A 24,863-nucleotide genomic window follows, 5' to 3' on the forward strand; every position below is an offset into this window, starting at 1 on the left:
TCAGTTCCTGCCGTGCCGTTTCTTGTGGGTGGCCGCGCCGCGTGACGAACCGGCGCCCGCCGTGGCACGTCGACCCGGCCTTGTCGCGTGATGCCGGCTGCCGCCGCCGCGCCGTGCGCTCGCATGGCGCCCGGGCGGTGGTGCCAGCGGCACGTCGGCGGTCGATTCCGGTTCGTTGTAGCCGAAGGCCAGCAGCTTGTCGGCGACATAACCACAGCGGAACGTCAAAAGATCCGGCTGACGTCCGTCGCTCGTGCTCTTGCGGTAACCGAGGCCGCTGACCGAGACGAGCGTGTCCACGGTGATGCGCTGCTTGTGATTGTCGAAAGGCTGATTCCAGGGTTCGACGGTGGCGTGCTGGGCGTCGAAGGCCGTGTTCAGGAATGCCACGTGATCGTACACCGGCGAAGTCGGCACGACATAGGCCGCATGCGCGGCGCAATCGGCGACCAGGGGCGACGCGTGCTGTTGCTGCACCAGCTGCTCGACCAGCGCGTCGTGCGAGTCCGCCTGATCGGCGAACGCCGGCGCGGCGCATACGAGGCCGAACGTCAGGGTGAGGCCGGTGAGCCATCGGTGGGAGGGCGAGACGATCCGGCGGAGGAAAGCGCAGAGGAAAGGGGCGGAAATCGATAGAGGCATCTTGCTGCGTTGGGGGTAAGCGGATGAGAGGCGAAGCGAATAAGAGGCGTCCGGTCGGGCGGAGTTCAAACTATTTCACATTCACGCCCGACGACAAGCATCGGCGTGACGGGATGGGGCGGTACCCGGCTGCGGGGAACATCGGGGACGCAGGGAATTATAGAAGGTCCCTGGCGTGACGATGCGTAACGATACGTGACGATGCGTGACGGGGAAAGACGGGGGGAGACGAGGCTTTCCTTACCGGTCGACGCGATTGAGCCGCTGGTCGAAGGTTTTCATCCAGGCGGGTTTGTAGACCGCGATGAGCGCGGTCATCACGCCCGTAAACAGACATTCGCCGACCATCAGCACCGCGGTCGCGCTCAGGAAGGCCCCGGAAACCGATGGCCAGGAAACGTCGCCGACGAGCGCATGACCGAGCACGACCGCACCCATCGCGACCAGTACCGCGAGGATCGAGGTCGCCGCGCCATGTCCGAGGACGAAGGCCGCGCGCTTGCTTGGCAGGCGTGCGGCCAGCACATGCTGGACGCCGGCCGAGATCAGCACCGGCAGCACCCCCAGCGCGAGCATCGTCAGACCGATTCCCTGCCAGGGCGAACCCAGTATCAGCGCCACCAGGGCGACCACCACGCAGCTGCCGACCAAGGCGAGCGCCCAGCCGAAAAGCGTGACCATCAAGGTGGCGCCCAGCAGGTGGAGTACCGCGCCGTCCTGGACCCAGATGTCGAAGGCCCAGAGCACCGCGAGCGTCACGACGGTGGACAGCCAGAGATGCTGCAGGGCATCGGTGCTCAGCTTGACGAAAGGCCGACCGCGCACCGCGATGGCGAGCGCGCAGAGCGCGACCGCCCATCCGGCGATGGCGACCCAGAGCGGCAGAGGTGAATAGAGAAATCCCATGAGTCGATCTTACTCGCTGGTGCGGGCCCGGGATAGCGGCCAGTACCGACGTCGTTGCGAATTCGCCCCAGCGCGTTCCAGCGCGCCCCGTTGGCCGGATGACGCATATCGCGCGGCGCCAAGCCGTCATCGCTCGGTCCCGGGGGACTTGGCGTCGGACTCTTCCAGAGGATACTCCGTTTCGGTGACGGAACCGGTGGTCAAAAAGGGCGCGGGCGGCGCGGCGGCGACGGGAAAGGCCGCGCAGGGTTCGGCGGCGAGCCATTCGCCGGCGTTGGCCGCGGGAGCGGAATGCGCCGTCTGCCCCACGACCGCTCCTGCGTCGGGCGCGGTGACGATCGATGTGCGCAGTCCGCGCGCCTGGTCGAACAGCCAGCCATTGTAGATCGCGACCGCCGCGGCCCGATTGGTGGCGCCCAGCATCTTGAACACCGTCGCGAGGTGGATCTTGACGGTGCCTTCGCTGATGCCCAGGGCGCGTGCGATGCCCTTGTTGGTGCTGCCCATGTGCACCAGGCGCATGATCTGTTGCTGGCGCGGCGACAGGCCCGTGGCGTCGATCAGCCGGCGCCTGTAAGGCAGCGTGTGCTCGGCAGCGTGGAGCCGCGTGGCCGACGCGGGCGGGCGCGCCGCACCCAGATGCAGCGCCCGCGCGGGAACGTAGTGGCCGCCCAGCAGCACCAGTTCGAGCGCACGGATCATCGAGCGCCAGTCCAGTTCCCGGGGGATCACGGCGCGCAGGCCCGCATGCAGCAGATCGACCGCCATCGCCGCTTCGAGTTCGTCGCAGATCGCCGCGAGGACGATGTCGGGATGGCGCGACCACAGCGCCGCGGCCGCTTCCCGCTCGCTGCCCTGACCGTCGCTCTCGGCAAGATCGGCCACTACCAGATCGCGCGGCTCGCGCCGCAGCGCGTGATCGGCCTGCCGCCAGTCGTGCGCTTCCTGCGTCAGCGCGCGCCGGTCGAGCTGGCGCAGCAAGGACTTCATTTCTTCTCTTCGTTCGGATTGCTTGCTAATGACGAGAAACTTCATGACTCACTCCCGCGACGTCAGGTCCGGGTTTCCGGGCCGGCGAGGTGACGCCGGACCCGCAACCCGAGGAGATGAATCATTGCAAATTCGGCGGTTTCCCGCGTCCTCACCAAAAGAGATAGGCGTTTTGGCATGGCGTCCTAGGTACGGGGCGCCGGCATCGGACAGCAGACACTCAGGCGGCCCCGTGCGAATGTCCGGTGTCGTCACGGCGCACTAAGGCGCGGCTTAGGCCGGCGGCAGCGCGAACCGGTCGGCGGGGTGGGCATTGACCTATGGGAGAGCGAGGCGCGCTGGTCGATCCCGAACGAGGACGGACTGCTGGCGACCGATATCTCGTGTCCCGACGAACAGGGGGCCAATGTCGCGATCCGACGCCCGCCCGCGCCGCGGCATGCACTGCGCGCGGCGCGGGCATGTTGTATGCTGGCCTGATTCGATTACCGTATCCAGCCATTCGTCCAGAGGAGCTTGTTTCGATGCAACGCGACCCTTTCGCGGCGCAATCTTTCGCGGTTCAGTACCGGGAGGCCTGCCGCCACACCGACGAGTTGTTCGATCGGATCCATCCGGAATACCTTGTGGCACGTCCGGTGGCGGAACGACACCGTTTGCTGTTCTACATCGGCCATCTGGAGGCCTTCGACTGGAACCTGCTGTCGGGCCGCCTGTTCGACGTGCCGGCGTTCAACCCGGCCTTCGACCGCCTGTTCGCGTTCGGCATCGATCCCGTCGGCGGAGGCCTGCCGACCGACCAGCCGGCGGATTGGCCGTCCCTTGAGGCCATCAGGGAATACCGCGACGAAGTGCGGCGTCGCATCGTCGCGCAGATCGCCGACACGGATTTTTCCGGCGCGGGGCAGCCCGGCGCGGGGCAACCCGGCGCGGGGCAGCCCGGCGCGCAGGTAGATCCGGCGACCTTGCTACAGGTCGTCATCGAGCACCGTCAGATGCACGCCGAGACACTGGCCTACCTGATCCATCAGATGCCGCTGGCGCAGAAACGGATTCCCACCGATGGCTCGCTGTCGCTCCCCGCCCGGCTGCCGCCACGGCCGGCGGCCGAGATGCGGCGCATACCCGCGGGTACGGCTGTGCTGGGAATCCCGCGCACGCCGGACGTGAAGGACGCGGTGGCCGGCGGTGGCGAGATGCCCGCCGGCGTGGGCCGCTTCGGCTGGGACAATGAGTTCGGCGCGTGCGAGGTGGCGGTTCCCGCCTTCCTGATCGACCGCCATATGGTGACGAACGGCGAATTCCTGGCATTCGTCGATGCCGGCGGTTACCAGCGGCCGGAATTCTGGTCCGACGCCGACCGGGCCTGGCTCACGCAAGGCGGCATCGCCCATCCGGCTTTCTGGCGGCGCGAGGCGGCGGGCTGGCGGCAACGCACGATGTTCGAGGAATTGCCGTTGCCGCTCGACTGGCCGGTGTACGTCAGTCACGCGGAGGCGCAGGCGTACGCGCGCTTCGTCGGCAAGCGCCTGCCCACCGAGGCGCAGTGGCTGCGCGCGGCCGAAGGCGCGGCCGGGCAGGAGGCGCCGCCCGAGGACGGCAACTTCGATTTCCGGGCATGGGACCCGTCGCCGGTTCACGCGCATCCACGCAACCGCAGCATGCATGGGGTCGAGGGCCAATTCGGCAATGGCTGGGAGTGGACGTCGGATGCCTTTGCCCCCTTGCCCGGGTTCGTGGCGTTTCCGTTCTATCCCGGCTATTCGGCCGATTTTTTCGACGGCCAGCACTTCGTCATGAAGGGTGGCTCGCCGCGTACCGCGGCGCGCATGCTGCGGCCGTCGTTTCGCAACTGGTTTCAGCCGCACTACCCGTACGTCTATGTCGGGTTGCGTTGTGTGCAGGATGTCTAGCGTGCGCGCGGCACGCCGAAAAGGGACTGTTATATGTCGACACCGGTAGTGGAGAAGGCGCGCGAAGCGCCGTTTGCGGCATTCGCCGCCGAGGTACGGACGGGGCTGGGCGCCAGCGGGCAGAAGTCCCTGCCGTCGAGCTATCTGTACGACGAGGTGGGTTCGGCCTTGTTCGAAGTCATCACCGCACTGCCCGAATACGGCGTCACGCGGGCCGAGGAGCGCGTGCTCGCGCAGCACGGCGCGCGCATCGCCCAGGCGTTCCGCGCGGCGGTGCCGGGGCGTTCGGGCGACAGCGCGCCCGCGCCGGTGCGCGTCATCGAACTGGGGAGCGGCACCGGGCGCAAAACGCGCCTGATCCTCGAGGCACTTGCCCGGGACGGGACACCCCTGACCTATTGTCCGATCGACATATCGGGTTCGGCATTGGTGCAATGTTGTCAGGCGATGGCCAATATCGAGGGTGTGCGCGTCGAACCGTTCGAAAGCGACTACGTGGCGGGTCTTGCCGCCGCGAGCGCCGCGCGGCGCCCCGGCGAGGCGACGCTCGTGCTGTTCCTGGGCAGCACCATCGGCAACTTCCCCCAACTCGCGGCCACGCGTTTCCTGCAATCGATCCGCGCTTCCTTGCATGTGGGCGATGCCTTGCTGCTCGGCGCGGACCTGCTCAAGCCGGTCGACGAACTGCTGCGTGCGTACGACGATCCGATCGGCGTCACCGCGGCGTTCAATCTGAACCTGCTCGCCCGGCTCAATCGCGATCTCGGCGCCGGAATCGAGATCGACGGTTTCGTGCATGAGGCGCGCTTCAACGCGCAGGCGCGCAGCGTCGAGATGCACCTGCGCGCGGTACGGGCGCAGAACGTCGTGATCCATGCTGCCGATGTCAACGTGGCGTTTCAGCCCGGCGAAACCATCTGGACGGAAAGCAGCCACAAGTATCTGGCGGACGAAATCGTGCACATGGGCCAGGACGCGCGTTTCGCGCTGCTGGGGCAGTGGGTGGACGAGGTCTGGCCGTTCGCCGAAACCCTGATGGTCGCGCGCGATTGACGCCGCCGACGGGTTCCACCGCGCGTCCCCTCGGCATGCTTGCCGCGCTTCCCGAAGAGATTGCCGGACTGGTGGAGCAGATGTCGTCCCGGCGCGTCGCGCGGTGGGGACAGCGGGACTTCCATGCCGGCATCCTGCACGGTCAATCCTGCGTCATTGCGCTGTCCCGCATCGGCAAGGTCGCGGCTGCGGCAAGCGCGGCGACGCTGATTCACCGTTTCGATGTCAAAGCGATCGTCTTCAGCGGCGTGGCGGGCGGTATGGGACCTGCCGTGCGCGTGGGCGACGTGGTGCTGGCCGAAGCGCTGATCCAGCACGATCTCGACGCCTCGCCGCTCTTTCCGCGATTCGAGGTGCCGCTGCTGGGCCAGTCCCGTTTCAAGGCCGACCCCGGGCTGACCGGCCGGCTCGCGCAAGCCGTGGGCGCCTTTCTGCCGCGCGCGCCCGTGCTGGAAGACGGGTCACCGCCGCGACTGCATCGGGGCATGATCGCGAGCGGCGACCGTTTCGTCTCCGGCGACACCGAGCGCGCGGCCCTGAGACGGGCCTTGCCCGACCTGCTGGCGGTGGATATGGAAGGCGCTGCGGTCGCGCAGGTCTGCTACGAGCACGACGTGCCGTTCGCCATGGTCCGAACGATCTCGGACACGGCGGACGAGCATGCCGCTGCGTCGTTCGCGCGGTTCCTGGCGGAGCGGGCCGCGCCCTACGCGCAGGCGATATTCAGCGCGTTTCTGGCGCCGCCGGTCGCCTGAATCGCGGCATGCGGGACGGGCGTCTTCAGCCGGCGACCGTATAGCCGGCATCGTCGATCGCGGCCTTGACCGCGGCATCGCTGCCGCTGCCCGCGACATGCACGGTGCCGGCGTCCAGATCGATCGTGACCCTGGCGGCAGGGTCCACCCGCCGGACCGCCTGCGTGACGGCCTGCACGCAATGCTGGCAACTCATCCCTTCGACCTTGAATACGCTCATTGTCATCTCCTGGTGAACGAAGCGAAAGCGGCGGCATCGGCGCGCGCCGGCAAACTCGCCGGGGCCGCGCCACCGCGCGTGCATGCAGATCATTATCGGCGTTCCCGCGTGGGAAGGTGGGGGTGCTTCCCCATTTTTCCTTCCCATCGTGGGAAGGTATAGGATGCAGGTATCGCGTGACATTTCACGCGGTGTGCGCACATCTCACCAGGAGCCATCGGCGATGAACGCAGTTGAAGAAACTGCCTTGGCGGTGCCGCGTTCCGCTTTGCCGCGGGCGGCAAAGGACGACCTGTCCGACGACCTGTCCGACGACCTGCGCGACGTCGGGCAGGTCCGCGAACGCGAGGTCGACCTCGATATCGCCGGCATGAGTTGCGCGTCGTGCGCGGCGCGAATCGAGAAAGTCGTCTCGCGCGTGCCCGGCGTCGCCGCCGTGAGCGTCAACCTGGCCACCGAGCGGGCGCGCATACACGCCAGCGCGGCCACCGATACGCTGATCGCCGCGATCGAACGGGCGGGCTTCGGCGCGCGCGCGATATCGGCTGCGGCGAACACGTCGCAAGAGGCGCCGGGTGCGGATGCAACGGATGCAACGGATGACGGTGCCGGTAGCGCGGATCGCGGCGCACCGACGCGTCTGTCCGGTTCCTGGCTGGCGAAAACGCGTCTGGCGGTGCGGCTCGGCGACGCCTGGCCAATCGTGCTGGGCGCGTTGCTCTCGCTGCCTCTGCTCGCGCCGATGCTTGCCGCGCCGTTCGGCGTCCATGCGATGCTGCCGGGCATGTGGCAATGGGCGTTGGCCACGCCGGTGCAGTTCGGTCTGGGGTGGCGGTTCTACCGCTCCGGATGGGCCGCGGCGCGCGCCGGTAGCGGCAATATGGATCTGCTGGTCGCCCTGGGCACGAGCGCAAGTTACCTGCTGAGCGTCTACCTGCTGCTGCATGCGCCGGCGGGCATGACGCCGGAGCTCTATTTCGAGGCCTCGGCAGCGGTGATCACGCTCGTGCTGACGGGCAAATGGCTCGAACGCCGCGCCAGGCGCCGCACCACCGATGCGATCCGGGCGCTGCAACACCTGCGGCCCGTGACGGCCCGCGTGCTGCGCGACGGACGCGTGGACGCGGTGGGGATCGCCGAGGTGCGCGTCGGCGACATCGTGCGCATTGCGCCGGGAGAGCAGGTGCCGGTCGATGGCGTCGTGCATCATGGCGGCGGGGACATCGACGAGTCCCTGATCACCGGCGAGAGCGTGCCGGTGTTCAAGGCCGCGGGCGAGCGGGTCATGGGCGGATCGATCAACGGCGACGCCGCTCTCGACGTGCGCACGGTGGCGATCGGCGCGGACACGACGCTGGCGCGGATCATCCGCGCGGTCGAGGACGCACAGGCCGGCAAGGCGCCGGTCCAGCGCCTGGTGGACCGCGTGGCGGCGGTATTCGTTCCGGTCGTGCTCGGGATCGCGTTGCTGACCCTGGCGGGCTGGTGGCTGGCGGGTCTGGCACTGCCGCTCGCCATCATTCACGCGGTCTCGGTGCTGGTCATTGCCTGCCCGTGCGCGCTGGGGCTGGCGACACCCACCGCCATCATGGCGGGCACGGGCGTAGCGGCGCGGCACGGCATCCTGATCCGGGACGCCGCCACGCTCGAGACCGCGCACCGGGTCGACCGGGTCGCCTTCGACAAGACCGGGACGCTGACCGTAGGGCGGCCGCGGCTGGTGGCGGTGGAGGGCGTGCCGGGGGGCGGGTTGGACGCCGCGACGCTGTTGCGGCATGTCGCGGCGATCCAGGCGGGCAGTTCGCATCCACTCGCGCGCGCGGTGCTCGCGCATGCGGCGCACCGGGACCCGGCGGCGTCCGGCGATTCGCGGCCTGCGGCGGGCGCGGCGCTGCCTGCCGCGACGCAGATCCGTGCCGTTCCGGGGCAAGGCATGCGCGCCCAAATCGACGGTACGCCCTGGTTTTTCGGCAATGCGGCGCTGATGCGCGAGGCGGGCGTCGATTGCACGCCCCTCGCCCGGATGGCGGCGCAACGCGAGGCGCAAGGGGAGACGGTGTCCTGGCTCGGCGGGAACCCCGCATCCGTCGCGGTGTCCTGCGCATCGGGTGCATCGGGTGCATCGGGTGCATCGGGTGCATCGGGTGCATCGGACGGTACCGCCGTACGACTGCTCGGTTTTCTGAGTTTCGCGGACGCGCCCCGCCCGGGGCTGCGCGGGGCGATCGTGCGGCTGCAGGCGCAAGGCGTGAAGGTCGCGATGCTGACCGGCGACAACGCCGGCGCGGCCGCCCGGATCGCCGCGCAAGCGGGAATCGACACGGTTGCCGCGGGTCTGTTGCCGCAGCAGAAAGCCGACTGGCTGAGACAGGCGCGCGCGCGCGGGGAGACCGTGGCGATGGTCGGCGACGGCATCAATGACGCGCCCGCTTTGGCTACCGCCGCGGTCGGCATCGCGATGTCGGGCGGCACCGACGTGGCCATGCAGGCTGCGGGGATGACGCTGATGGGTGACGATATCGGTCGTGTCGCCGACGCGCTCGATATCGCGCGGCGCTCCTACGCCAAGATTCGGCAGAATCTCTTCTGGGCTTTTATCTTCAATGTGGTGGGCATTCCACTCGCCGCGCTGGGCTTCCTGAGTCCGGTGCTGGCCGGCGCGGCGATGGCGCTGAGCAGCGTGAGCGTCGTCGGCAATGCCTTGCTGCTGTCGCGGTGGCGGCCTGTCCCCCGCGTCACCGAACCGTGAGAACCCGCATGAATATCGGCGAAGCCGCGCGCCGCTCCGGCGTCAGCGCGAAGATGATCCGTTATTACGAAAGCATCGGCCTGCTCGCGCCCACCGCGCGCACGGACGCCGGCTACCGCGTCTATCGCGCGCAGGATCTGCATGCGCTGCGTTTCGTGCGACAGGCCCGCGACCTCGGTTTTTCGCTCGATGACATCCGGCGCCTGCTGGCGCTGTGGAACGATCATGGGCGCAGCAGCGCCGATGTCAAGGCGATCGCGTTGCAGCATGTCGCCGACCTCGACCGCCGGATCGCCGAACTGGCGGCGATGCGCGCGACCCTGCATCATCTGGCGCAGGCCTGTCAGGGGAACGACCGGCCGGATTGCCCCATTCTCGACGGACTCGGGCAGGGCGCCACGGCACCGGGCTGCGCCGCCGCAGCGGGACACGTGACGGCGGCATGACGTCGGCCGCCATGGCGATGCGGGTCGTGATGCGGGTCCTGCCGTCGGAACGCCGCCACCCGGATCGATCAGGCGGGAAAGGCCTTATCGATGGCGTCCAGCATGGACCACAAGATGTCCAGTTTGAACTGCAGGATGTCCAGCGCGCGCCGCTGCTGTTCCCGTGTCTTGAAATAATCCAGTGTCACTTCCAGGCCATGCTCCACATCGCGTTGTGCGAGAGACACGCGTGAGCGGAAGTAATGCAGGCCTTCGGGCTGTATCCAGGGATAGTGTTCGGGCCAGCTGGCGAGCCGTTGCCGGTGAATGTCCGTCGCGAAAAGCTCCGTCAGCGACGAGCACACGGACTCCTGCCAGGGTGCACGTCGGGCGAAGTTCACGTAGGCATCCACGGCGAATTTGACGCCCGGCGCGACATGTTGCATCGATAGCAGCTCCGCACGCGGCAAGCCGACGGCGTCGCCAAGCCGGGCCCAGCTTTCGATGCCGCCTTCGTTATCGCCGTACCCATCGTGATCGAGGATCCGCAACACCCAGCGGCGCCGCACCTCCCGATCCGGACAATTCGACAGGACCGCCGCATCCTTCAGCGGAATGTTGACCTGATAGTAAAAACGGCAGGCAACCCAGCCCCGAATCTGTTCCGGGGAGCACTGGCCCTGGTTCATCTTGACGTGGAAGGGGTGGTGCACGTGATATGCGCTGCCTTTCAGACGCAATTGCGCTTCGAATTCTTCGCGTGTCCAGGGAAGCGCTGCGTCGGACGGCGGGGTGCCTGCCCCGTGGGACGGCACGGCGGAAGTCTGCAGATCGGCCAATTTTTACCTCCTATCCGAATGGAAGGAACTACCGGTGGGGGACTCAGTGGCTTGCCTTCGCGGACAGCGCCAAGGAGTTTTTGTCATTTCGAAACGTGATGGGCTGCTCGGTACGGTCGCGCATCGCGGCGGCGGTGATCACCTGAATGACCTTCTCGTGGTTCGACGATTTGTCGCAGACCGGATCCGCATTGGCCGCATCGCCGGTCAGCAGGTAGGCCTGGCAGCGGCAGCCGCCCAGATCGAGATGTTTTTCATCGCAACTCCGGCAGGGTTCCTTCATCCAGTCCAGGCCACGGAAGCGATTGAAAGCGGCGCTGTCGTGCCAGATGTCGCGCAACGTGTGCTCGAGAACGCTCGGAAAGTGCAAACCCGGTATCGACCGCGCCGTATGGCAAGGCAGGGCGGCGCCGTCCGGCGCGATGCCCAGGAACACCGCACCCCAACCGTTCATGCAGCGTTTGGGCCGGTTTTCGAAATAGTCCGGCACAACGAAATAAATTTTGCAGCGCTCGCCGATGGTCTCGCGATAACGGTTGACGACGGCCTCCGCTTCCTGCAACTGCGCGGCCGTCGGCATGAGTTGCGCCTGGTTCGCGCGTGCCCAGCCGTAGTACTGCGTGTTGGCCAGTTCAAGGTATTCCGCGCCCATCGCCAATGCCATATCGATGATCTTGTCCACATGCGGCAGGTTGTAGCGATGCAGGACGCAGTTCATCACCATGGGGAAACCATGGGCCTTGATCGCGGACGCGACACGTTTTTTCAGATCGAATGTCTTGGTGTTGCTGAGAAAGTCGTTCAGTTCCCGCGTCGAATCCTGGAACGAGAGCTGGATGTGATCCAGACCGGCGGTTTTCAACGCCGTGAGGCGCTCTTCATTCAGGCCAATTCCGGAGGTGATCAGGTTCGTATAAAAGCCCAGACGTCGGGCCTCCGCGACGAGCTCCTCCAGGTCGTCCCGGAGCAAGGGCTCCCCGCCGGAAAACCCGAGCTGCGCGGCGCCCAGGGCGCGCCCCTGACGCAGCACGTCGACCCATTGCGCGGTGCTCAACTCGTTGGGATGCCTTGCGTAATCCACGGGATTCGAGCAGAACGCACAGTGCAGGGGGCAGCGGTAGGTGAGTTCGGCCAGCAACCAAAGCGGCGGCGATAGAGCGCCGTCGGCCTCTGCGGAAAAGGTCATGGCCTCACTCCAGCCAGCCACGCCGCTGCGCTTCGCCAATGAATCCCCGCACTTCGTCGCCCAGGTTCTCCGTGTTGAAGGCAGCCTCGATGTCTTCGACGATCTTCGCGAGATCGCGCGTGCCGTCGCAGCGCTTCAGGATTTCGGCGGAACTGAGGTTGAGCTTGACCATGCCTTCCGGATAAAGCAGCACGTGGGCGTTTTGCGCGGGTTCCCACTGCAGCCGGAAGCGGGGCTTGAGTTGCAGGTGGGGGGAAGCAGGGGAGGCCGGGTTCATAGTGGGAGGCGGCTTATCAAGGGGAAAACAGGCGAGGGAAGGACACGTCAGGAACAGTGGCCGGCGCGGCAGGCCGTCATAGCTGGAATTCCATGCCGTCGTGGGCGACTTCGATGCCGTGCGTCTGCAGCATGCGGCGCTGCGCACCGTCCTCGATCAGAATGGGATTGGTGTTGTTGATGTGAATCAGCACCTTGCGGCTGTCGCGGCGTGGCAGTGCGTCCAGGAGATCGATCATTCCCCCCTTCCCCGATTGCGCCAGGTGCCCCATGTCCAGCGCCGTCTTTTTGGAGAAGCCAAGATCGATCATCTCGGTTTGGGTCCAGAAGGTGCCATCCACCAGCAAGAGATCCGCGCCGTGCATGATTTCGATGACGCGCGCGTCGGCGTGACCCAGGCCCGGTGCGTAGAAGGCGGATTTTCCGGTTGCACGATTTTCCATCAACAGGCCGATATTGTCGCCCGGGACGGGCGCTTCGCGGTGTGGCGAGTAGGGCGGCGCCTTGCTCGACAACGGTACCGCCGTGATGTCCACCTCGACCAATGGGGCGGGCGCGATCTTGCTGCCGTCGATGGGAAGCGGCGAATGCATCATGCCGCAGTAGTGCTCGAACATGCGGCCGATCGGGAAACCGGAATTCAGGTCGTTCCAGACCGGTTCCGTGCTGTGGACATGCAGGGGGCCAGCGTTTTCGCGCAGCATCAGCAGACCCGTCACGTGATCGATCTGCGAGTCCATCAACAATACGGCGGCGATGCCCGTATCGCGCGTTTGCCGGGCGGGTTGCAACGCGGGGAACGCGGCGATCTGGGAGAGTATGTCGGGCGAAGCGTTGATGAGCAGCCAGTCGTTCCCGTTCGTGCTGACCGCGATCGAAGACTGGGTGCGCGTTCTGGCGTTCACGGTGCCTTGTCTGACACCCGCACAATTGCGGCAATTACAGTTCCACTGAGGGAATCCGCCGCCTGCGGCCGACCCCAATACCCGTAGTCTCATGACAGATCCACCAGGGAGGGAGACGCTTGAAGGTCAGGCACGCGTTGCCGTCGTCGCAACGCATCCCGAAAATAAGTGGCGGCCGCGTGGTGCGGCCGCCGGGAACATCATCGCGTGAAAACGTACATCGTGATTTCAAAGCCCAAACGCATATCGACAAAACTCGGCGTGACCCATTGCATATGACCTCCTCGTCCAGCGAAAAAGAACGAACGGATTGGTGAAACCCGTCGCCGTGAAAAGCGCCGCTTCCAGCGCCCCCTGTGACGTCGCAAGCGTCGTACCCGAAAGGGAAATGAAAACGCATCGGCAGTTTCTGTCGCCGGGCACATGACGTGCGCATACGTCGAGGCTCGCTCGACAGCGACAATGTGTCACATGGTTGCCAGCACCTCGATTCGCCATACGGTCAACGCCCAAGAAAGGATTCGCGCATGACACCCACCCGTCTCAGATACAGGTCAAGACCCGCCACGGCGATCTTCGATCTGCTGAATCCCATCCCCTATGGATTTTTCGTAGGGACACTGATCTTCGATCTTATCTACACAGCCAACGCCGATGTACTGTGGGCAAAGGGCGCGGCGTGGCTTGTCACGATCGGTCTCTTTTTCGCGATCATTCCGCGTTTCATCAATCTTGCGCATGTATGGTTCGCCCCCCGTGGCGCCGTGGGTCCGGCCGAGAGAATCGATTTCTGGTTCAATTTACTGGGCATAGTGGCAGCCATCCTCAACGCGTTCGTGCATAGTCGGGATGCCTACGGGATCGTTCCGGAAAACGTCATCCTTTCTGTTCTTACGGTGGTTCTGATCGGACTCGGACATATCGTGCTCGCGTTCAATAAATTCGGTTTCAAGGAGGGCGTTCGTGAATAAGCCGATCAAGCCGACATTCCGTGTCGCGCTCGCAGTCGCCCTCGTGGCATCGATCACCGGGTGCAACGAGCACGCCAGTTACGACCCTTCCCAGCAATCGGGATCCAACCCGCCCTTGCCCAACGCGAAAAGCTTCTTCACCCCGCCGATGCAGGTGCCCAAACGTGTCGGCTGGCTGAATGGCGCGACGCCGAAGGTGGCGGACGGGCTGAAAATCCAGTCGATCGCTTCCGGGCTGATGCATCCGCGGCAGGTTTATGCCTTGCCCAACGGCGATATTTTGGTGGCGGAATCCAATAGCCCGGGCGCGGAGCCGCTCACCTCTCCGAAGCAGGCCATCGCGGGTCTGGTCTCGAGCCGTTCGGGCAAGAGCGCGAAAGGCGCCAATCGGATTACGTTGCTGCGCAAGCGAGCGGACGGCACGGGCGAATGGGAAAGACATGTGTTCATCGACCATCTGCATTCGCCGTTCGGCATGCAACTGGTGGGCGACACGCTCTATGTGGCGGACACGGATGCAATCCTGAAATTTCCGTACAAGACGGGCGAGACGGCCATACAGGGGCCCGGTGTCGAACTCGCCGACCTGCCGGACCGGATCAACCACCATTGGACCAAGGCCCTGCTCGCCAGCCCGGACGGCAAGAAGCTGTACGTGGGCGTCGGATCGAACAGCAACATCACGGAAAACGGGCTCGATGTCGAGTACCGGCGCGCCAACGTGCTGGAAGTGGATATCGTGACGGGCGCCAGTCGCATCTACGCGGCCGGCATACGCAATCCTACGGGGCTGCAATGGGAGCCGAAAACCGGCAAGCTCTGGGCGGTCGCGAACGAGCGTGACGAAATCGGCGCGGATCTCGTCCCCGACTATCTGACCTCGGTGCAGGATGGCGGGTTTTACGGCTGGCCGTACAGCTATTACGGGCAGCACGTCGACACGCGGGTCAAGCCGCAGCGCCCCGATCTGGTCGCGAAGGCCATCAAGCCCGATTATGCGATCGGTTCTCACGTCGCCCCGCTGGGCGTGCTGTTCTATACGGGCACCAATCTGCCGGCGCAGTATCGTGGGGGCGCATTCATCGGCGAGCACGGCAGTTGGGACCGGTCGCCGCTCAGCGGTTACGCGGTCACGTATGTCGCCTTCGAGAATGGCCGGCCGGTCGGCCCGCCGAAGCCTGTGGTCACGGGCTTCGCTTCCGCCGACGAAAAATCGCTGTATGGCGCACCGGTCGGCCTGGCGCAGGATCCGGACGGTGCGCTCATCATCGCCGACGATGTCGGCAATACCGTCTGGCGCGTGACGAAGTAGGGTGCGGGTGGGGGCCGCCGCCGCTGCGTCGGCCCCGAACGGAAATCATGGCGAAAAGACCCCGTCGGAATCACGACTCCGAGGCGCCACGGGGTCAGGGAATCACGGCGTCGAGGGTAAAACGCGCCTGTGCATCCTGCCCGAGCGTATCTACCAGCCAGGGCAGCACGTCGCGCAGTTCGCCCTCCAGCACGAAGGGCGGATTGACGATGAACAGGCCGCTGCCGTACAAACCGAAGCCGTCCGCGGGCGCTGCCGAGATCGACAGGCTCGCGTCGAGCCAGGACCGGAAACCCAGTTCGCGCAGGCGCCGGGGGAAGGCAAGGGCCTCGGCACGGGTGACGATCGGATACCAGACCGCATAGGTGCCGCTCGGAAAGCGACGGACCGATTCGACGAGGCTGTCGAGGGTGCGGCCGTAGTCCTGCTTGTCCTCGTAGGAGGGATCGATGAGCATCAGCGCGCGCCGTGTCGGGGGTGGCAGGACGCTGCGCACCGCGTCGAAGCCGTCGGCGCGGGTAAGGATCGCGCGCTTGCCCGCCTGGTCGAAGTTCTCGCCCAGGATGTCGATTTCGCTCGGATGCAGTTCGAACAGCCGCATGCGGTCCTGCTCGCGCAGATGCTGCCAGGCCAGGTAGGGAGAGCCCGGGTAGTAGCGTAACGCGCCATCCGGATTCATCGTCGCGACCGCGGCGAGATAGTCCGCGATCATCGGCGGCGCCGGCGGCAGATCGGACCGGCCCCATAGCCGGCCGATGCCGTTGCCGAATTCCTCGCGTTTCGCGGCGAAGCCCTCGACGAGCGAATAGGCGCCGGCGCCCGCGTGGGTGTCGATATACCAGTAGGCTTTGTCCTTGCGCGCCATGTACTGGAGCAACGACACCAGAATCGCGTGTTTGAGGACGTCGGCATGATTGCCGGCGTGAAAACCGTGACGATAGCTGAACATATGAGGCGTGGAGAAGCAGAAGCGCAGTGGTGCGCTGACGGGAGGCGGGCGGCGGACGCCGGATGGAAGCGGGAGTGTAGCCGATCCGCGCGCAAGCCGAACCACGGCCGCGCGTGGGCGCACGGCCCCGTCACCGAATCAGGCGTCGACGGCGTGCCGTACGAGCAGCACGGGTACCGGCGCGACACGCATGAATTCCTCGGCGACGCTGCCCAGCAGGGCTCGCTGCATGCCGCGGCGCCCATGCGTGCCGAGCACCACGAGATCCGCGCCCCAGCGCCGCGTCTCCTGCGCGATCGCGGTGACCACGTCACCATCCGCGGTATGCGCGTCGACGATCGTGCTGTCGCCCGGGACCCCGGCCGCGGCCAGCGTCTCGAGTGCCGCGCGCGTGAGCAACGCGCCTTCCTCGACGAAGGCCTTCTTCAACTCGCCCGGATCGTAAAAGCCGACGCCGTACAACATGCCCGGGCTGTCGACCACATAGATCACATGCATTTCCGCACCCAGGGTTTTGGCCAGTCCCACGGCTTCGGCGAACGCGCGTTTCGAGGTTTCGCTGCCGTCGACCGCGGCAAGAATTTTCTTATACATGGTGTCCTCCGTTCAGGGTGATCTTTGGGGATCTGCGGGAGGGCGGCATGCCCTCAGTCGGCCAGATCGCCCACCGTTTGTTCGATCTTCTCGACGATCTCCGGTGTCAGCCGCGTCGCCAGTTCGGCGGCCTTCATGTTTTCGCCGATCTGTTCGATGCGGGACGCGCCGGTGATGACGGTGCTGACGTGGGGATTTTTCAGGATCCACGCCAGCGCGAGCTGGCCGACCGAGGCGTCGAGTTCGCGCGCGATGACGGCGAGTTCGCCGACCGCCCGGTTCTTCTCCGGATGGGTCAATTCCTCGCGCATCGATTCATATCCCTTCAGCGCGGCCCGACTGTTCTGCGGCACGCCGTCACGGTACTTGCCGGTCAGCAGGCCCGAGGCCAGCGGACTCCAGGTCGTCAGTCCCAGACCGATATCCTCGTACAGGCGCGCATATTCCTTTTCGACGCGCTGACGGTGAAACAAATTGTACTGCGGCTGTTCCATCACGGGCTTGTGCAAATGATGACGCTCGGCGATATCGTACGCACTGCGGATCTCGTCGGCGCTCCACTCCGACGTTCCCCAGTAAAGCGCCTTGCCGCGCGCGATCATGTCATGCATCGCCCACACCGTTTCCTCGATCGGCGTGCGCGGGTCCGGCCGGTGGCAGTAGACCAGATCGACGTAATCGAGTTGCAGACGTTTCAACGAATGGTCGATCGCGTCGAGCAGATATTTGCGATTCAGCGTGTGATGACGGTTCGGACCCTTGTCGATTCCCCAGAAGAACTTCGTCGACACGATGTAGTTCAGACGCGGCCAGGCCAGCGTTTTGAGTGCGTCGCCCATCAGGGTCTCGGACTGACCGCCGGCGTAGACTTCCGCGTTGTCGAAGAAGTTGACGCCCGCATCGTAGGCCGCGGCGAGCGATTCGCGCGCCGCCTTGGCATCGACCTGGTTGCCATAGGTCACCCACGATCCGATCGACAGTTCGCTGACCTGCAGCCCGGATCTGCCCAATCTACGATAGTTCATGTCTCGCTCCTGATCCGGCTTCTGGCCGGAAGTGGTGATCTCGTTTGCCCTGCGGGCTGCCGATGGCCGCGCCGCGCGTCTTTCTAGGGTAACGCAGCGCAGGAACGACCGCTTTTGCCGGGTAGGCAGCGCGCGGATCGGCACGCGCGGCCCCGCGCTTGCGAAGTCGACCCGCGCGGCGACGACGATGCGACGCGCGTGCCGATGCCTATTCCGAAAAAAAAGCCGGGCGGAAGACGCTTGCGCGTCCTGCCGCACCGGCTCTTCTACTGCGTAGGATGGGGATCAGTCGATGACGGCGGCAATGGCTGCGGCCACCGCGTCGATATTGCGGGTATTGAGCGCGGCAACGCAGATCCGCCCCGTCCCGACCGCGTAGATGCCGAATTCCTCGCGCAGACGGTCCACCTGCTGCGCGCTCAGGCCGGAATACGAAAACATCCCCCGCTGCGCGCTGACGAAACCGAAGTCGCGCCGTGCGCCGGCAGCCCGCAGCTTCTCGACCAGCGACGTGCGCATCGTGCGGATCCGCGTGCGCATTTCGCCGAGTTCCTCTTCCCACATCGCGCGCAGGGCCGAATCGTTCAGGATCGCCGAGACGATCATGCCGCCGTGCGTCGGCGGCGTCGAATAATTCGTCCGGATCACGCGCTTGAGTTGCGACAGCACGTGCTTCGATTCGTCCGCGCTTTGCGTGACGATCGACAGCGCGCCCACGCGCTCGCCATACAGCGAGAACGACTTCGAGAAGGAACTGGAGACGAAGGCCGAGACGCCGGCGTCCGCGAACAGGCGCACGGCCGCCGCGTCCGCGTCGATGCCGTCGCCGAAGCCCTGGTAGGCGATGTCGAGGAAGGGAACGAGGCCGCGCGCCGCCACGACCTCGACGACCTTGCGCCACTGCTCGGTCGTCAGATCGACGCCCGTCGGATTGTGGCAGCAGGCATGGAGCACGACGATGGTTCCGCGCGCATAGGATTCGAACGCGGCGATCAGCGCGTCGAACGCCACGCCGTGGGTGGCCGACTCGTAATACGGGTAGTTGACGACCGCGAAACCCGCGCCTTCGAACAGCGCGCGATGATTTTCCCAGCTCGGGTCGCTGATGGCGACCTGTGCCGACGGGTTCAGCCGCTTCAGGAAATCCGCGCCGATCTTCAACGCGCCCGTGCCCCCGAGCGCCTGCACCGTCACGATGCGATGCGCCTTGATTAATGCGGAATCGTTCCCAAATAGCATGGACTGCACCGCCTGATCATAGGCGGCAATCCCTTCGATCGGCAGATAGCCTCGCGGCGTCGCTGCGGCGACGCGCGCCTTTTCCGCCTCGCTGACGGCCCGCAGCAAGGGAATCCGGCCGGCGTCGTTGGTATAGACTCCCACGCCCAGGTTGACCTTGGACGGGCGCGCATCCGCGTTGAAGGCGTCGTTCAGGCCAAGGATCGGGTCGCGCGGGGCGAGTTCAACTGCGGAAAACAACGTCATTTCGAGGGCTCGGTGAGAAAACCGCGGTGTGGAGACCGGCATCTGTCGGAAGGAATAGAATGATGTACCGACCCGATATTTTAAGCCAATGACCGAACTGCGGGAAGTCACCAACGCGCTTGATGAGTCGAAATTCGTGCAGTTCGAGAATTCGCCTTACCAGCTTTACCAGCCTTACGCGCCCGCTGGCGACCAGCCCACCGCGATCGATACCCTGGTCGAGGGCGTCGGCGACGGCCTGTCGTTCCAGACGCTGCTGGGCGTGACCGGTTCCGGCAAGACCTTCACGATGGCCAACGTCATCGCGCGCCTGGGGCGGCCCGCGATCGTCTTCGCGCCGAACAAGACGCTCGCCGCGCAATTGTATTCCGAGTTCCGCGACTTTTTCCCGCGCAACGCGGTGGAATATTTCGTCTCGTACTATGACTATTACCAGCCGGAAGCGTACGTGCCGCAGCGCGACCTGTTCATCGAGAAGGATTCCTCGATCAACGAGCATATCGAGCAGATGCGGCTCTCGGCCACCAAGAGCCTGCTGGAGCGGCGCGACGTCGTGATCGTGGCGACGGTGTCGGCGATCTACGGTATCGGCAACCCCGGCGAGTACCACAAGATGATCCTGACGCTGCGTACCGGCGACAGGATCGGGCAGCGCGAGGTGATCGCGCGGCTCATCGCGATGCAGTACAACCGCAACGAGGCGGATTTCAGCCGCGGCACGTTCCGCGTGCGGGGCGACACGATCGACATCTTTCCGGCCGAGCATGCGGAACTGGCGGTGCGGGTGGAGCTGTTCGACGACGAAATCGAGTCCCTGCAGCTGTTCGACCCGCTGACGGGACGCGTGCGGCAGAAGATACCGCGCTTCACCGTCTATCCGTCCTCGCATTACGTCACGCCCCGCGACACGGTGATGCGCGCGGTGGAAACCATCAAGGGCGAACTGCGCGACCGTCTCGAATATTTCTATCAGGATGGGAAGCTGGTGGAGGCGCAGCGGCTCGAGCAGCGCACGCGGTTCGATCTCGAAATGCTGCAGGAACTGGGCTTCACGAAGGGCATCGAGAATTATTCGCGTCACTTTTCGGGTGCCGCCCCCGGCGAGCCGCCGCCGACGCTGGTCGACTATCTGCCGCGCGACGCGTTGATGCTGCTGGACGAATCACACGTGCTGATCGGGCAGTTGAACGGCATGTACAACGGCGACCGGGCGCGCAAGGAAAACCTGGTGGACTACGGTTTCCGGCTGCCGTCGGCGCTCGACAACCGGCCGCTCAAGTTCGACGAATTCGAGCGCAAGATGCGCCAGGCGATCTTCGTCTCGGCGACGCCGGGGGATTATGAGAACCGCACCGCCGGGCAGGTGGCCGAGCAGCTGGTGCGGCCGACCGGGCTGGTCGATCCGCAGATCGAGGTGCGGCCGGCGCGCACCCAGGTCGACGACGTGCTCTCGGAAATCCACGCCCGGGTGGCGGTCAACGAGCGCGTGCTGGTGACCGTGCTGACCAAGCGCATCGCCGAGCAACTCACCGATTTCCTCGCCGAGCATGGCGTCAAGGTGCGCTATCTGCACAGCGACATCGATACGGTCGAACGCGTGGAAATCATCCGCGACCTGCGGCTCGGGACGTTCGACGTACTGGTGGGCATCAACCTGCTGCGCGAGGGGCTGGACATCCCGGAGGTCTCGCTGGTGGCGATTCTCGATGCGGACAAGGAAGGCTTCCTGCGGGCGGAACGCTCGTTGATCCAGACGATCGGGCGCGCGGCGCGCAACGTCAACGGGCGGGCGATCCTGTATGCCGACCGCGTCACCGACTCGATGCGCCGCGCGATCGACGAGACCGAACGTCGCCGCGCCAAGCAGGTCGCGCACAATCTGGCGCATGGCATCGTGCCGACCGGCGTGGTCAAACGCATCAAGGACATCATCGACGGCGTCTACGATGCCGACGACGCGCGCACCGAGCTGAAGGCGGCCGAGGAGCGTGCCCGCTTCGAGGACATGAGCGAGAAACAGGTGTCGCGCGAAATCAAGCGACTGGAGAAGCAGATGGCCGACCACGCGAAGAATCTCGAATTCGAGAAGGCCGCCCAGGCGCGCGATGCGCTGTCGAGTCTGCGGCAAAAGGTCTTCGGCGCCCGGGGCGACGACACGCTGACCAGCAGCGGCGCGGCGTGACATTGTGCCCATGTTCCGGACAGACAAAAAGTGTTAGAATTTTCGATCTGAGAATCGTTCGCATTTCGTTTTGCAGCGATGCCGGTTCTTCGAATTCATACACTGGGTGCGCGGCGCTGTCCGCGTGCCGTCTGGGAGTCAGGAATGGCCGCAACGCGCTTCGCTCTTCGTTCCATGGTGGCCGTGCTCGCCGGCGGCGCGCTCTGCGCCTCGGCCGGAGCCGCCGAATACCCGATCGGCAAGCAGCATATCGAAGGCGGAATGGAGGTGGGCGCGGTGTACCTGCAGCCGATCACGATGGCGCCCGAAGGCATGATGCGCAAGGCGTCGGAGTCCGACGTCCATCTGGAGGCGGACATCCACGCGGTCAAGGACAATCCGACCGGGTTCGCCGAGGGCGACTGGATGCCGTATCTGCATGTCACCTATGAAGTGTCGAAGGCCGGCACGACGCAGGTGGTCAAGGGCGACATGATGCCGATGGTGGCCAACGACGGCCCGCACTACGGCGACAACGTCAAGCTGTTCGGCCCGGGCAAATACCACATGAAACTGACGATCAACCCGCCGGGCAAGGAATTCGGCCGCCATGTCGACAAGGAAACCGGCGTCGGTCCGTGGTTCAAGCCTTTCACGATCGAATACGACTTCCCGTTCGCCGGCGTGGGCAAGAAGGGCGGCTACTGAACCGGATGAGCGATTTCATGCAAACAGACGCGATCGTCGCCGTGGCACGTGCGCGGCACGCCGCCGGGCGTCGCGCCATGGCGGGCACCGCGCTCGCCGTCGTGCTGCTGGGCCTGGGCTTGCCGATCAGGCCGGCGGTCGCGGCCGACCTGCCGACGTTCGCGCTGGAGCTGAACGACGGCAAGCTCACGCCGGCGCGCATCCAGGTGCCGGCCCAGACCCGCATCAAGATCGAGATCACGAATGCGGGCAAGGGTGCCGCGGAATTCGAAAGCATCCAGCTGCGCAAGGAGAAGGTGCTTGCCCCCGGCGCGAAATCCTTCGTCGTGATCGCGCCGCTGTCGCCGGGCGAATATAAATTCTTCGACGATTTTCATCAGTCCGCGCAGGGCGTGATCGTCGCGAAATAGCGGGACCGGGTCGTCCACGACGCGGGACTGCGCGTCCGGATGCGCGAATACAGGGCGGGAGCAGGGTATGGGGCAGGTCATTTTCATCGTGTGGCGCGAGAGCGTCGAAGCCTTGCTGGTGGTGGGCATTCTGTATGCCTGGCTGAAGAACGGCGACGCGGTCGCGCGCAAGGGCCTGCCCTATCTGTGGGCCGGCGTCGCGCTGGGCCTGCTGGCGGCATGCGGCCTGGGCGCGGCGCTCGTGGGTTTCACGGACGTGCTGTCCGGTTCCGCGCAGGACTATTTCCAGGCGGCGATGGTGCTGATCGCCTGCGTGCTCATCGTGCAGATGGTGATCTGGATGAAGCATCACGCGCGCACGCTCAAGCACGAGATGGAAGCGTCGCTGCGGCAGCGTGCCGAAGCGGCGAACTGGTGGGGCGTAACCCTGCTTGTCGCGCTCGCGATCGCGCGCGAAGGCAGCGAAACGGTCATCTTTCTGTACGGGCTGGGCTTCGGCCAGTCCGGTCACGTCGCGCCGTCGATGGTGGGCGCGGTCTTCATCGGGCTGGCGCTGGCCTTCGCCACCTTCTACCTGCTGCAACTCGGCGGCAAGGTGTTCTCGTGGCGTCTGTTTTTCCGTGTCACGGAGATCATGCTGCTGCTCCTGGCCGCGGGCCTGTTCGAAACGGGTATCGACAAGCTGATCGGCATGGAATTGCTGCCCACGCTGAACGATCAGCTCTGGGACAGCAGCGCGCTGCTCGACGATTCGTCCACCTTCGGCTCTCTCGTCGCCACGCTGACCGGCTACCGCGCGCATCCGTCGCTGACCAATCTGCTGGCCTATCTCGTCTACTGGGTGGTCGTCTGGGCCTTGCTTCGCTATACATCGCGGCGTCTCGACCCACGCCCGCGGCCTGAAACCGCATGAGTTCGCTCAGGGGCACGGGCGGCGCGTCCCGTACCGGCGTCCTCGTACGGGCGGGCGACTGGATGCAGCGTCACGCAGCACCCATACGCTGGCTGCAATGGGTGATCGTGCTTGCCTATGCGGTGCTGATCATCGGCCCGGTGCTGCTGCCCCTGCCACCGGACAGCGCGCGGCTATGGAACAACCTGACCGTGTTTGCGGAATTCGCGTTCTGGGGTATCTGGTGGCCTTTCGTACTGCTGTCGATGGTGATGCTGGGCCGGGTGTGGTGCGGCGTGCTCTGTCCGGAAGGCGCGCTCAGCGAGTTCGCCAGCAAATATGGCCGCGGCCGGGCGATTCCTCGCTGGATGCGCTGGGGCGGCTGGCCTTTTGTGGCATTCGGCGGCACCACGGTCTACGGCCAGATGGTCAGCGTGTACCAGTATCCGAAAGCGGTGATGGTGGTGCTGGGCGGATCGACCGTTGCGGCCATCGTCATCGGTCTGCTGTATGGTCGCGAAAAGCGGGTGTGGTGCAAGTATCTGTGCCCGGTCAATGGCGTCTTCGGTCTGCTTGCGCGGCTCTCCCCGGTGCATTACAAGGTGGACGAAGATGCCTGGCGGCGGTCCTATAAAGAGGGCGAGCATGGCCACCGGGTGATCCCGATCAACTGCGCGCCCCTGGTGCCCCTGCGCAACATCCAGGCGGCCGATTGCCATATGTGCGGCCGCTGTAGCGGACACCGCGACGCGATCGCCCTTGGCACGCGTTCGGCATCGCAGGAGATCGTCGAATCCGGGGCGAAGCGGGCGAGCGGCTGGGACACCCTGCTGATCCTCTACGGCATGATGGGCGTCGCGATCGGCGGCTTTCACTGGACCGTCAGCCCCTGGTTCGTGCAGATAAAGGTGTTTCTCGCGGGCTGGCTGATCGATCGGGACATCATGTGGCCGCTCGCGACCAATGCCCCCTGGTACGTGTTCACGCATTATCCCGATCAGAACGACGTCTTCACCTGGCTGGATGGCGCGATGGTGATCGGCTACATGCTCGGCACCGGCCTGATCTACGGCACGCTGCTGGGGTTGCTGCTGGCAGCGGCAAACCGCTGTCTGGGCCGGTGGGATACGCGTCGCCTGCATCATCTCGCGCAGGCGCTGATTCCCCAGGCGGGGTGCGGCGTCTTCCTGGGTCTGACGGCGACGACGCTCACGATTCTGCGCCATCACGATATTCCGACCGCCTGGGCGGGTGACGCCCGTTTGCTGCTGCTGGCGGGTGCCAACGCCTGGAGCGTCTGGCTGGCTGCGCGGCTCGTTGCGCGCTATGCCCCGTCGTGGGCCGCCCGCTGTGCGTCGCTGCTATGTTTCGGTGCCGCGCTGGCGCTGGCCGACAGCGCCTGGTGGCTGATGTTCTGGCATTGGTAGCAAAAAAATGGTCTCGCTGGCTGTCCGGACCATCGCGGAAGGGGTCTAGTTCCTCCGCGGCGATCCCGTT

26 protein-coding genes are annotated in these 24,863 nt (G+C 65.5%); 13 read left to right on the forward strand and 13 right to left on the reverse strand.

Annotated elements, in window-relative coordinates; genetic code table 11:
• The 3 genes from OVY01_RS11090 to OVY01_RS11100 form a co-directional block, all read right to left on the reverse strand.
• Entirely contained in the window at positions 1 to 642 is a 642-nt protein-coding gene (locus OVY01_RS11090; RefSeq protein WP_267847485.1) for a BspC domain-containing protein, read from the reverse strand.
• A 240-nt stretch (positions 643 to 882) separates the two neighbouring features.
• The gene (locus OVY01_RS11095) at positions 883 to 1,548 is read right to left on the reverse strand and encodes an energy-coupling factor ABC transporter permease (protein WP_267847486.1); all 666 of its coding nucleotides are present in this window, start codon (positions 1,546 to 1,548) and stop codon (positions 883 to 885) included.
• Positions 1,549 to 1,674: 126 nt separating this feature from the next.
• A complete protein-coding gene (locus OVY01_RS11100) occupies positions 1,675 to 2,538 on the reverse strand; it encodes a response regulator transcription factor (protein ID WP_267847487.1) in 864 nt (287 codons plus the stop codon).
• 306 nt (positions 2,539 to 2,844) lie between these two features.
• On the opposite strand from OVY01_RS11100, the gene OVY01_RS11105 reads away from it, so the two are divergent.
• From OVY01_RS11105 to OVY01_RS11120, 4 genes are read left to right on the forward strand one after another with little or no spacing between them, the layout of a single operon-like run.
• Entirely contained in the window at positions 2,845 to 3,018 is a 174-nt protein-coding gene (locus OVY01_RS11105; protein WP_267847488.1) for a hypothetical protein, read from the forward strand.
• A 44-nt stretch (positions 3,019 to 3,062) separates the two neighbouring features.
• Positions 3,063 to 4,451 (forward strand): SUMF1/EgtB/PvdO family nonheme iron enzyme, encoded by a 1,389-nt coding sequence (locus OVY01_RS11110; RefSeq protein ID WP_267847489.1) that lies wholly within the window; start codon positions 3,063 to 3,065, stop codon positions 4,449 to 4,451.
• A gap of 33 nt (positions 4,452 to 4,484) precedes the next feature.
• Positions 4,485 to 5,504, forward strand: a complete 1,020-nt coding sequence (locus OVY01_RS11115) for an L-histidine N(alpha)-methyltransferase (RefSeq protein WP_267847490.1) — start codon at positions 4,485 to 4,487, stop codon at positions 5,502 to 5,504.
• A complete protein-coding gene (locus OVY01_RS11120) occupies positions 5,501 to 6,259 on the forward strand; it encodes a 5'-methylthioadenosine/adenosylhomocysteine nucleosidase (RefSeq protein WP_349293507.1) in 759 nt (252 codons plus the stop codon). The genes OVY01_RS11115 and OVY01_RS11120 overlap by 4 nt, the downstream gene beginning before the upstream one ends.
• 25 nt (positions 6,260 to 6,284) lie before the next feature.
• On the opposite strand, the gene OVY01_RS11125 is transcribed toward OVY01_RS11120, so the two are convergent.
• On the reverse strand, positions 6,285 to 6,479 hold the full coding sequence (locus OVY01_RS11125) for a heavy-metal-associated domain-containing protein (RefSeq protein ID WP_267847491.1): 195 nt from the start codon (positions 6,477 to 6,479) through the stop codon (positions 6,285 to 6,287).
• Between the two features lie 223 nt (positions 6,480 to 6,702).
• Here OVY01_RS11125 and OVY01_RS11130 point away from each other — a divergent pair, with 223 nt between their 5' ends.
• Complete coding sequence (locus tag OVY01_RS11130) at positions 6,703 to 9,228, forward strand: heavy metal translocating P-type ATPase (protein ID WP_267847492.1); 2,526 nt, start codon at positions 6,703 to 6,705, stop codon at positions 9,226 to 9,228.
• An 8-nt stretch (positions 9,229 to 9,236) separates the two neighbouring features.
• Positions 9,237 to 9,674 (forward strand): Cu(I)-responsive transcriptional regulator, encoded by a 438-nt coding sequence (gene cueR, locus OVY01_RS11135; protein WP_267847493.1) that lies wholly within the window; start codon positions 9,237 to 9,239, stop codon positions 9,672 to 9,674.
• Positions 9,675 to 9,742: 68 nt separating this feature from the next.
• Here cueR and pqqC read toward each other — a convergent pair whose 3' ends face one another.
• The 5 genes from pqqC to pqqA all read right to left on the reverse strand — a co-directional run bounded on the left by pqqC (position 9,743) and on the right by pqqA (position 13,284).
• On the reverse strand, positions 9,743 to 10,468 hold the full coding sequence (gene pqqC, locus OVY01_RS11140) for a pyrroloquinoline-quinone synthase PqqC (protein WP_267847753.1): 726 nt from the start codon (positions 10,466 to 10,468) through the stop codon (positions 9,743 to 9,745).
• A 67-nt stretch (positions 10,469 to 10,535) separates the two neighbouring features.
• Positions 10,536 to 11,678 (reverse strand): pyrroloquinoline quinone biosynthesis protein PqqE, encoded by a 1,143-nt coding sequence (pqqE, locus tag OVY01_RS11145; RefSeq protein WP_267847754.1) that lies wholly within the window; start codon positions 11,676 to 11,678, stop codon positions 10,536 to 10,538.
• Between the two features lie 4 nt (positions 11,679 to 11,682).
• The gene (gene pqqD, locus OVY01_RS11150) at positions 11,683 to 11,955 is read right to left on the reverse strand and encodes a pyrroloquinoline quinone biosynthesis peptide chaperone PqqD (protein ID WP_267847494.1); all 273 of its coding nucleotides are present in this window, start codon (positions 11,953 to 11,955) and stop codon (positions 11,683 to 11,685) included.
• 76 nt (positions 11,956 to 12,031) lie between these two features.
• Positions 12,032 to 12,952 (reverse strand): pyrroloquinoline quinone biosynthesis protein PqqB, encoded by a 921-nt coding sequence (pqqB, locus tag OVY01_RS11155; protein ID WP_267847495.1) that lies wholly within the window; start codon positions 12,950 to 12,952, stop codon positions 12,032 to 12,034.
• 107 nt (positions 12,953 to 13,059) lie between these two features.
• Positions 13,060 to 13,284, reverse strand: a complete 225-nt coding sequence (gene pqqA, locus OVY01_RS23285) for a pyrroloquinoline quinone precursor peptide PqqA (protein WP_432422207.1) — start codon at positions 13,282 to 13,284, stop codon at positions 13,060 to 13,062.
• A 102-nt stretch (positions 13,285 to 13,386) separates the two neighbouring features.
• Here pqqA and OVY01_RS11160 point away from each other — a divergent pair, with 102 nt between their 5' ends.
• Together OVY01_RS11160 and OVY01_RS11165 are read left to right on the forward strand one after the other, a co-directional pair.
• Entirely contained in the window at positions 13,387 to 13,830 is a 444-nt protein-coding gene (locus tag OVY01_RS11160) for a DUF2231 domain-containing protein (protein ID WP_267847496.1), read from the forward strand.
• Positions 13,823 to 15,142 carry a PQQ-dependent sugar dehydrogenase gene (locus OVY01_RS11165; protein ID WP_267847497.1) on the forward strand — a complete coding sequence of 440 codons (1,320 nt, stop codon included), beginning with the start codon at positions 13,823 to 13,825 and terminating at the stop codon, positions 15,140 to 15,142. Before OVY01_RS11160 ends, OVY01_RS11165 begins: the two co-directional genes overlap by 8 nt.
• Before the next feature lie 94 nt (positions 15,143 to 15,236).
• Here the strand turns inward: OVY01_RS11165 and OVY01_RS11170 are convergent, their stop codons facing one another.
• The 4 genes from OVY01_RS11170 to OVY01_RS11185 form a co-directional block, all read right to left on the reverse strand.
• Complete coding sequence (locus OVY01_RS11170; RefSeq protein WP_267847498.1) at positions 15,237 to 16,091, reverse strand: 23S rRNA (adenine(2030)-N(6))-methyltransferase RlmJ; 855 nt, start codon at positions 16,089 to 16,091, stop codon at positions 15,237 to 15,239.
• Positions 16,092 to 16,229: 138 nt separating this feature from the next.
• Positions 16,230 to 16,685 carry a universal stress protein gene (locus tag OVY01_RS11175; protein WP_267847499.1) on the reverse strand — a complete coding sequence of 152 codons (456 nt, stop codon included), beginning with the start codon at positions 16,683 to 16,685 and terminating at the stop codon, positions 16,230 to 16,232.
• A 53-nt stretch (positions 16,686 to 16,738) separates the two neighbouring features.
• Positions 16,739 to 17,710, reverse strand: coding sequence for a potassium channel beta subunit family protein (locus OVY01_RS11180; protein WP_267847500.1), 972 nt, complete (start codon positions 17,708 to 17,710; stop codon positions 16,739 to 16,741).
• 285 nt (positions 17,711 to 17,995) lie between these two features.
• Positions 17,996 to 19,195: an amino acid aminotransferase gene (locus OVY01_RS11185; protein ID WP_267847501.1), complete on the reverse strand. Its 1,200-nt coding sequence runs from the start codon at positions 19,193 to 19,195 to the stop codon at positions 17,996 to 17,998.
• Between the two features lie 88 nt (positions 19,196 to 19,283).
• Here OVY01_RS11185 and uvrB point away from each other — a divergent pair, with 88 nt between their 5' ends.
• The 5 genes from uvrB to OVY01_RS11210 all read left to right on the forward strand — a co-directional run bounded on the left by uvrB (position 19,284) and on the right by OVY01_RS11210 (position 24,793).
• Positions 19,284 to 21,377, forward strand: a complete 2,094-nt coding sequence (gene uvrB, locus OVY01_RS11190; RefSeq protein WP_267847502.1) for an excinuclease ABC subunit UvrB — start codon at positions 19,284 to 19,286, stop codon at positions 21,375 to 21,377.
• Between the two features lie 174 nt (positions 21,378 to 21,551).
• Positions 21,552 to 22,064, forward strand: coding sequence for an iron transporter (locus OVY01_RS11195; protein ID WP_267847755.1), 513 nt, complete (start codon positions 21,552 to 21,554; stop codon positions 22,062 to 22,064).
• A gap of 77 nt (positions 22,065 to 22,141) precedes the next feature.
• On the forward strand, positions 22,142 to 22,474 hold the full coding sequence (locus OVY01_RS11200) for a cupredoxin domain-containing protein (RefSeq protein ID WP_267847756.1): 333 nt from the start codon (positions 22,142 to 22,144) through the stop codon (positions 22,472 to 22,474).
• 67 nt (positions 22,475 to 22,541) lie between these two features.
• The gene (locus OVY01_RS11205) at positions 22,542 to 23,387 is read left to right on the forward strand and encodes an FTR1 family iron permease (protein WP_267847503.1); all 846 of its coding nucleotides are present in this window, start codon (positions 22,542 to 22,544) and stop codon (positions 23,385 to 23,387) included.
• The gene (locus OVY01_RS11210; RefSeq protein WP_267847504.1) at positions 23,384 to 24,793 is read left to right on the forward strand and encodes a 4Fe-4S binding protein; all 1,410 of its coding nucleotides are present in this window, start codon (positions 23,384 to 23,386) and stop codon (positions 24,791 to 24,793) included. The genes OVY01_RS11205 and OVY01_RS11210 overlap by 4 nt, the downstream gene beginning before the upstream one ends.
• The last annotated feature ends 70 nt before the right edge of the window (positions 24,794 to 24,863 follow it).

This window comes from Robbsia betulipollinis (assembly GCF_026624755.1).
Lineage (GTDB): Bacteria > Pseudomonadota > Gammaproteobacteria > Burkholderiales > Burkholderiaceae > Robbsia > Robbsia betulipollinis.

Coding starts and splice junctions, on each gene's coding strand:
- OVY01_RS11090 (WP_267847485.1), bottom strand. CDS start 642: ATGCCTCTATCGATTTCCGCCCCTTTCCTCTGCGCTTTCCTCCGCCGG.
- OVY01_RS11095 (WP_267847486.1), bottom strand. CDS start 1,548: ATGGGATTTCTCTATTCACCTCTGCCGCTCTGGGTCGCCATCGCCGGA.
- OVY01_RS11100 (WP_267847487.1), bottom strand. CDS start 2,538: ATGAAGTCCTTGCTGCGCCAGCTCGACCGGCGCGCGCTGACGCAGGAA.
- OVY01_RS11110 (WP_267847489.1), top strand. CDS start 3,063: ATGCAACGCGACCCTTTCGCGGCGCAATCTTTCGCGGTTCAGTACCGG.
- OVY01_RS11115 (WP_267847490.1), top strand. CDS start 4,485: ATGTCGACACCGGTAGTGGAGAAGGCGCGCGAAGCGCCGTTTGCGGCA.
- OVY01_RS11125 (WP_267847491.1), bottom strand. CDS start 6,479: ATGAGCGTATTCAAGGTCGAAGGGATGAGTTGCCAGCATTGCGTGCAG.
- OVY01_RS11130 (WP_267847492.1), top strand. CDS start 6,703: ATGAACGCAGTTGAAGAAACTGCCTTGGCGGTGCCGCGTTCCGCTTTG.
- cueR (WP_267847493.1), top strand. CDS start 9,237: ATGAATATCGGCGAAGCCGCGCGCCGCTCCGGCGTCAGCGCGAAGATG.
- pqqE (WP_267847754.1), bottom strand. CDS start 11,678: ATGACCTTTTCCGCAGAGGCCGACGGCGCTCTATCGCCGCCGCTTTGG.
- pqqD (WP_267847494.1), bottom strand. CDS start 11,955: ATGAACCCGGCCTCCCCTGCTTCCCCCCACCTGCAACTCAAGCCCCGC.
- pqqB (WP_267847495.1), bottom strand. CDS start 12,952: ATGAGACTACGGGTATTGGGGTCGGCCGCAGGCGGCGGATTCCCTCAG.
- pqqA (WP_432422207.1), bottom strand. CDS start 13,284: ATGTGCCCGGCGACAGAAACTGCCGATGCGTTTTCATTTCCCTTTCGG.
- OVY01_RS11160 (WP_267847496.1), top strand. CDS start 13,387: ATGACACCCACCCGTCTCAGATACAGGTCAAGACCCGCCACGGCGATC.
- OVY01_RS11170 (WP_267847498.1), bottom strand. CDS start 16,091: ATGTTCAGCTATCGTCACGGTTTTCACGCCGGCAATCATGCCGACGTC.
- OVY01_RS11175 (WP_267847499.1), bottom strand. CDS start 16,685: ATGTATAAGAAAATTCTTGCCGCGGTCGACGGCAGCGAAACCTCGAAA.
- OVY01_RS11180 (WP_267847500.1), bottom strand. CDS start 17,710: ATGAACTATCGTAGATTGGGCAGATCCGGGCTGCAGGTCAGCGAACTG.
- OVY01_RS11185 (WP_267847501.1), bottom strand. CDS start 19,195: ATGACGTTGTTTTCCGCAGTTGAACTCGCCCCGCGCGACCCGATCCTT.
- uvrB (WP_267847502.1), top strand. CDS start 19,284: ATGACCGAACTGCGGGAAGTCACCAACGCGCTTGATGAGTCGAAATTC.
- OVY01_RS11195 (WP_267847755.1), top strand. CDS start 21,552: ATGGTGGCCGTGCTCGCCGGCGGCGCGCTCTGCGCCTCGGCCGGAGCC.
- OVY01_RS11200 (WP_267847756.1), top strand. CDS start 22,142: ATGGCGGGCACCGCGCTCGCCGTCGTGCTGCTGGGCCTGGGCTTGCCG.
- OVY01_RS11205 (WP_267847503.1), top strand. CDS start 22,542: ATGGGGCAGGTCATTTTCATCGTGTGGCGCGAGAGCGTCGAAGCCTTG.
- OVY01_RS11210 (WP_267847504.1), top strand. CDS start 23,384: ATGAGTTCGCTCAGGGGCACGGGCGGCGCGTCCCGTACCGGCGTCCTC.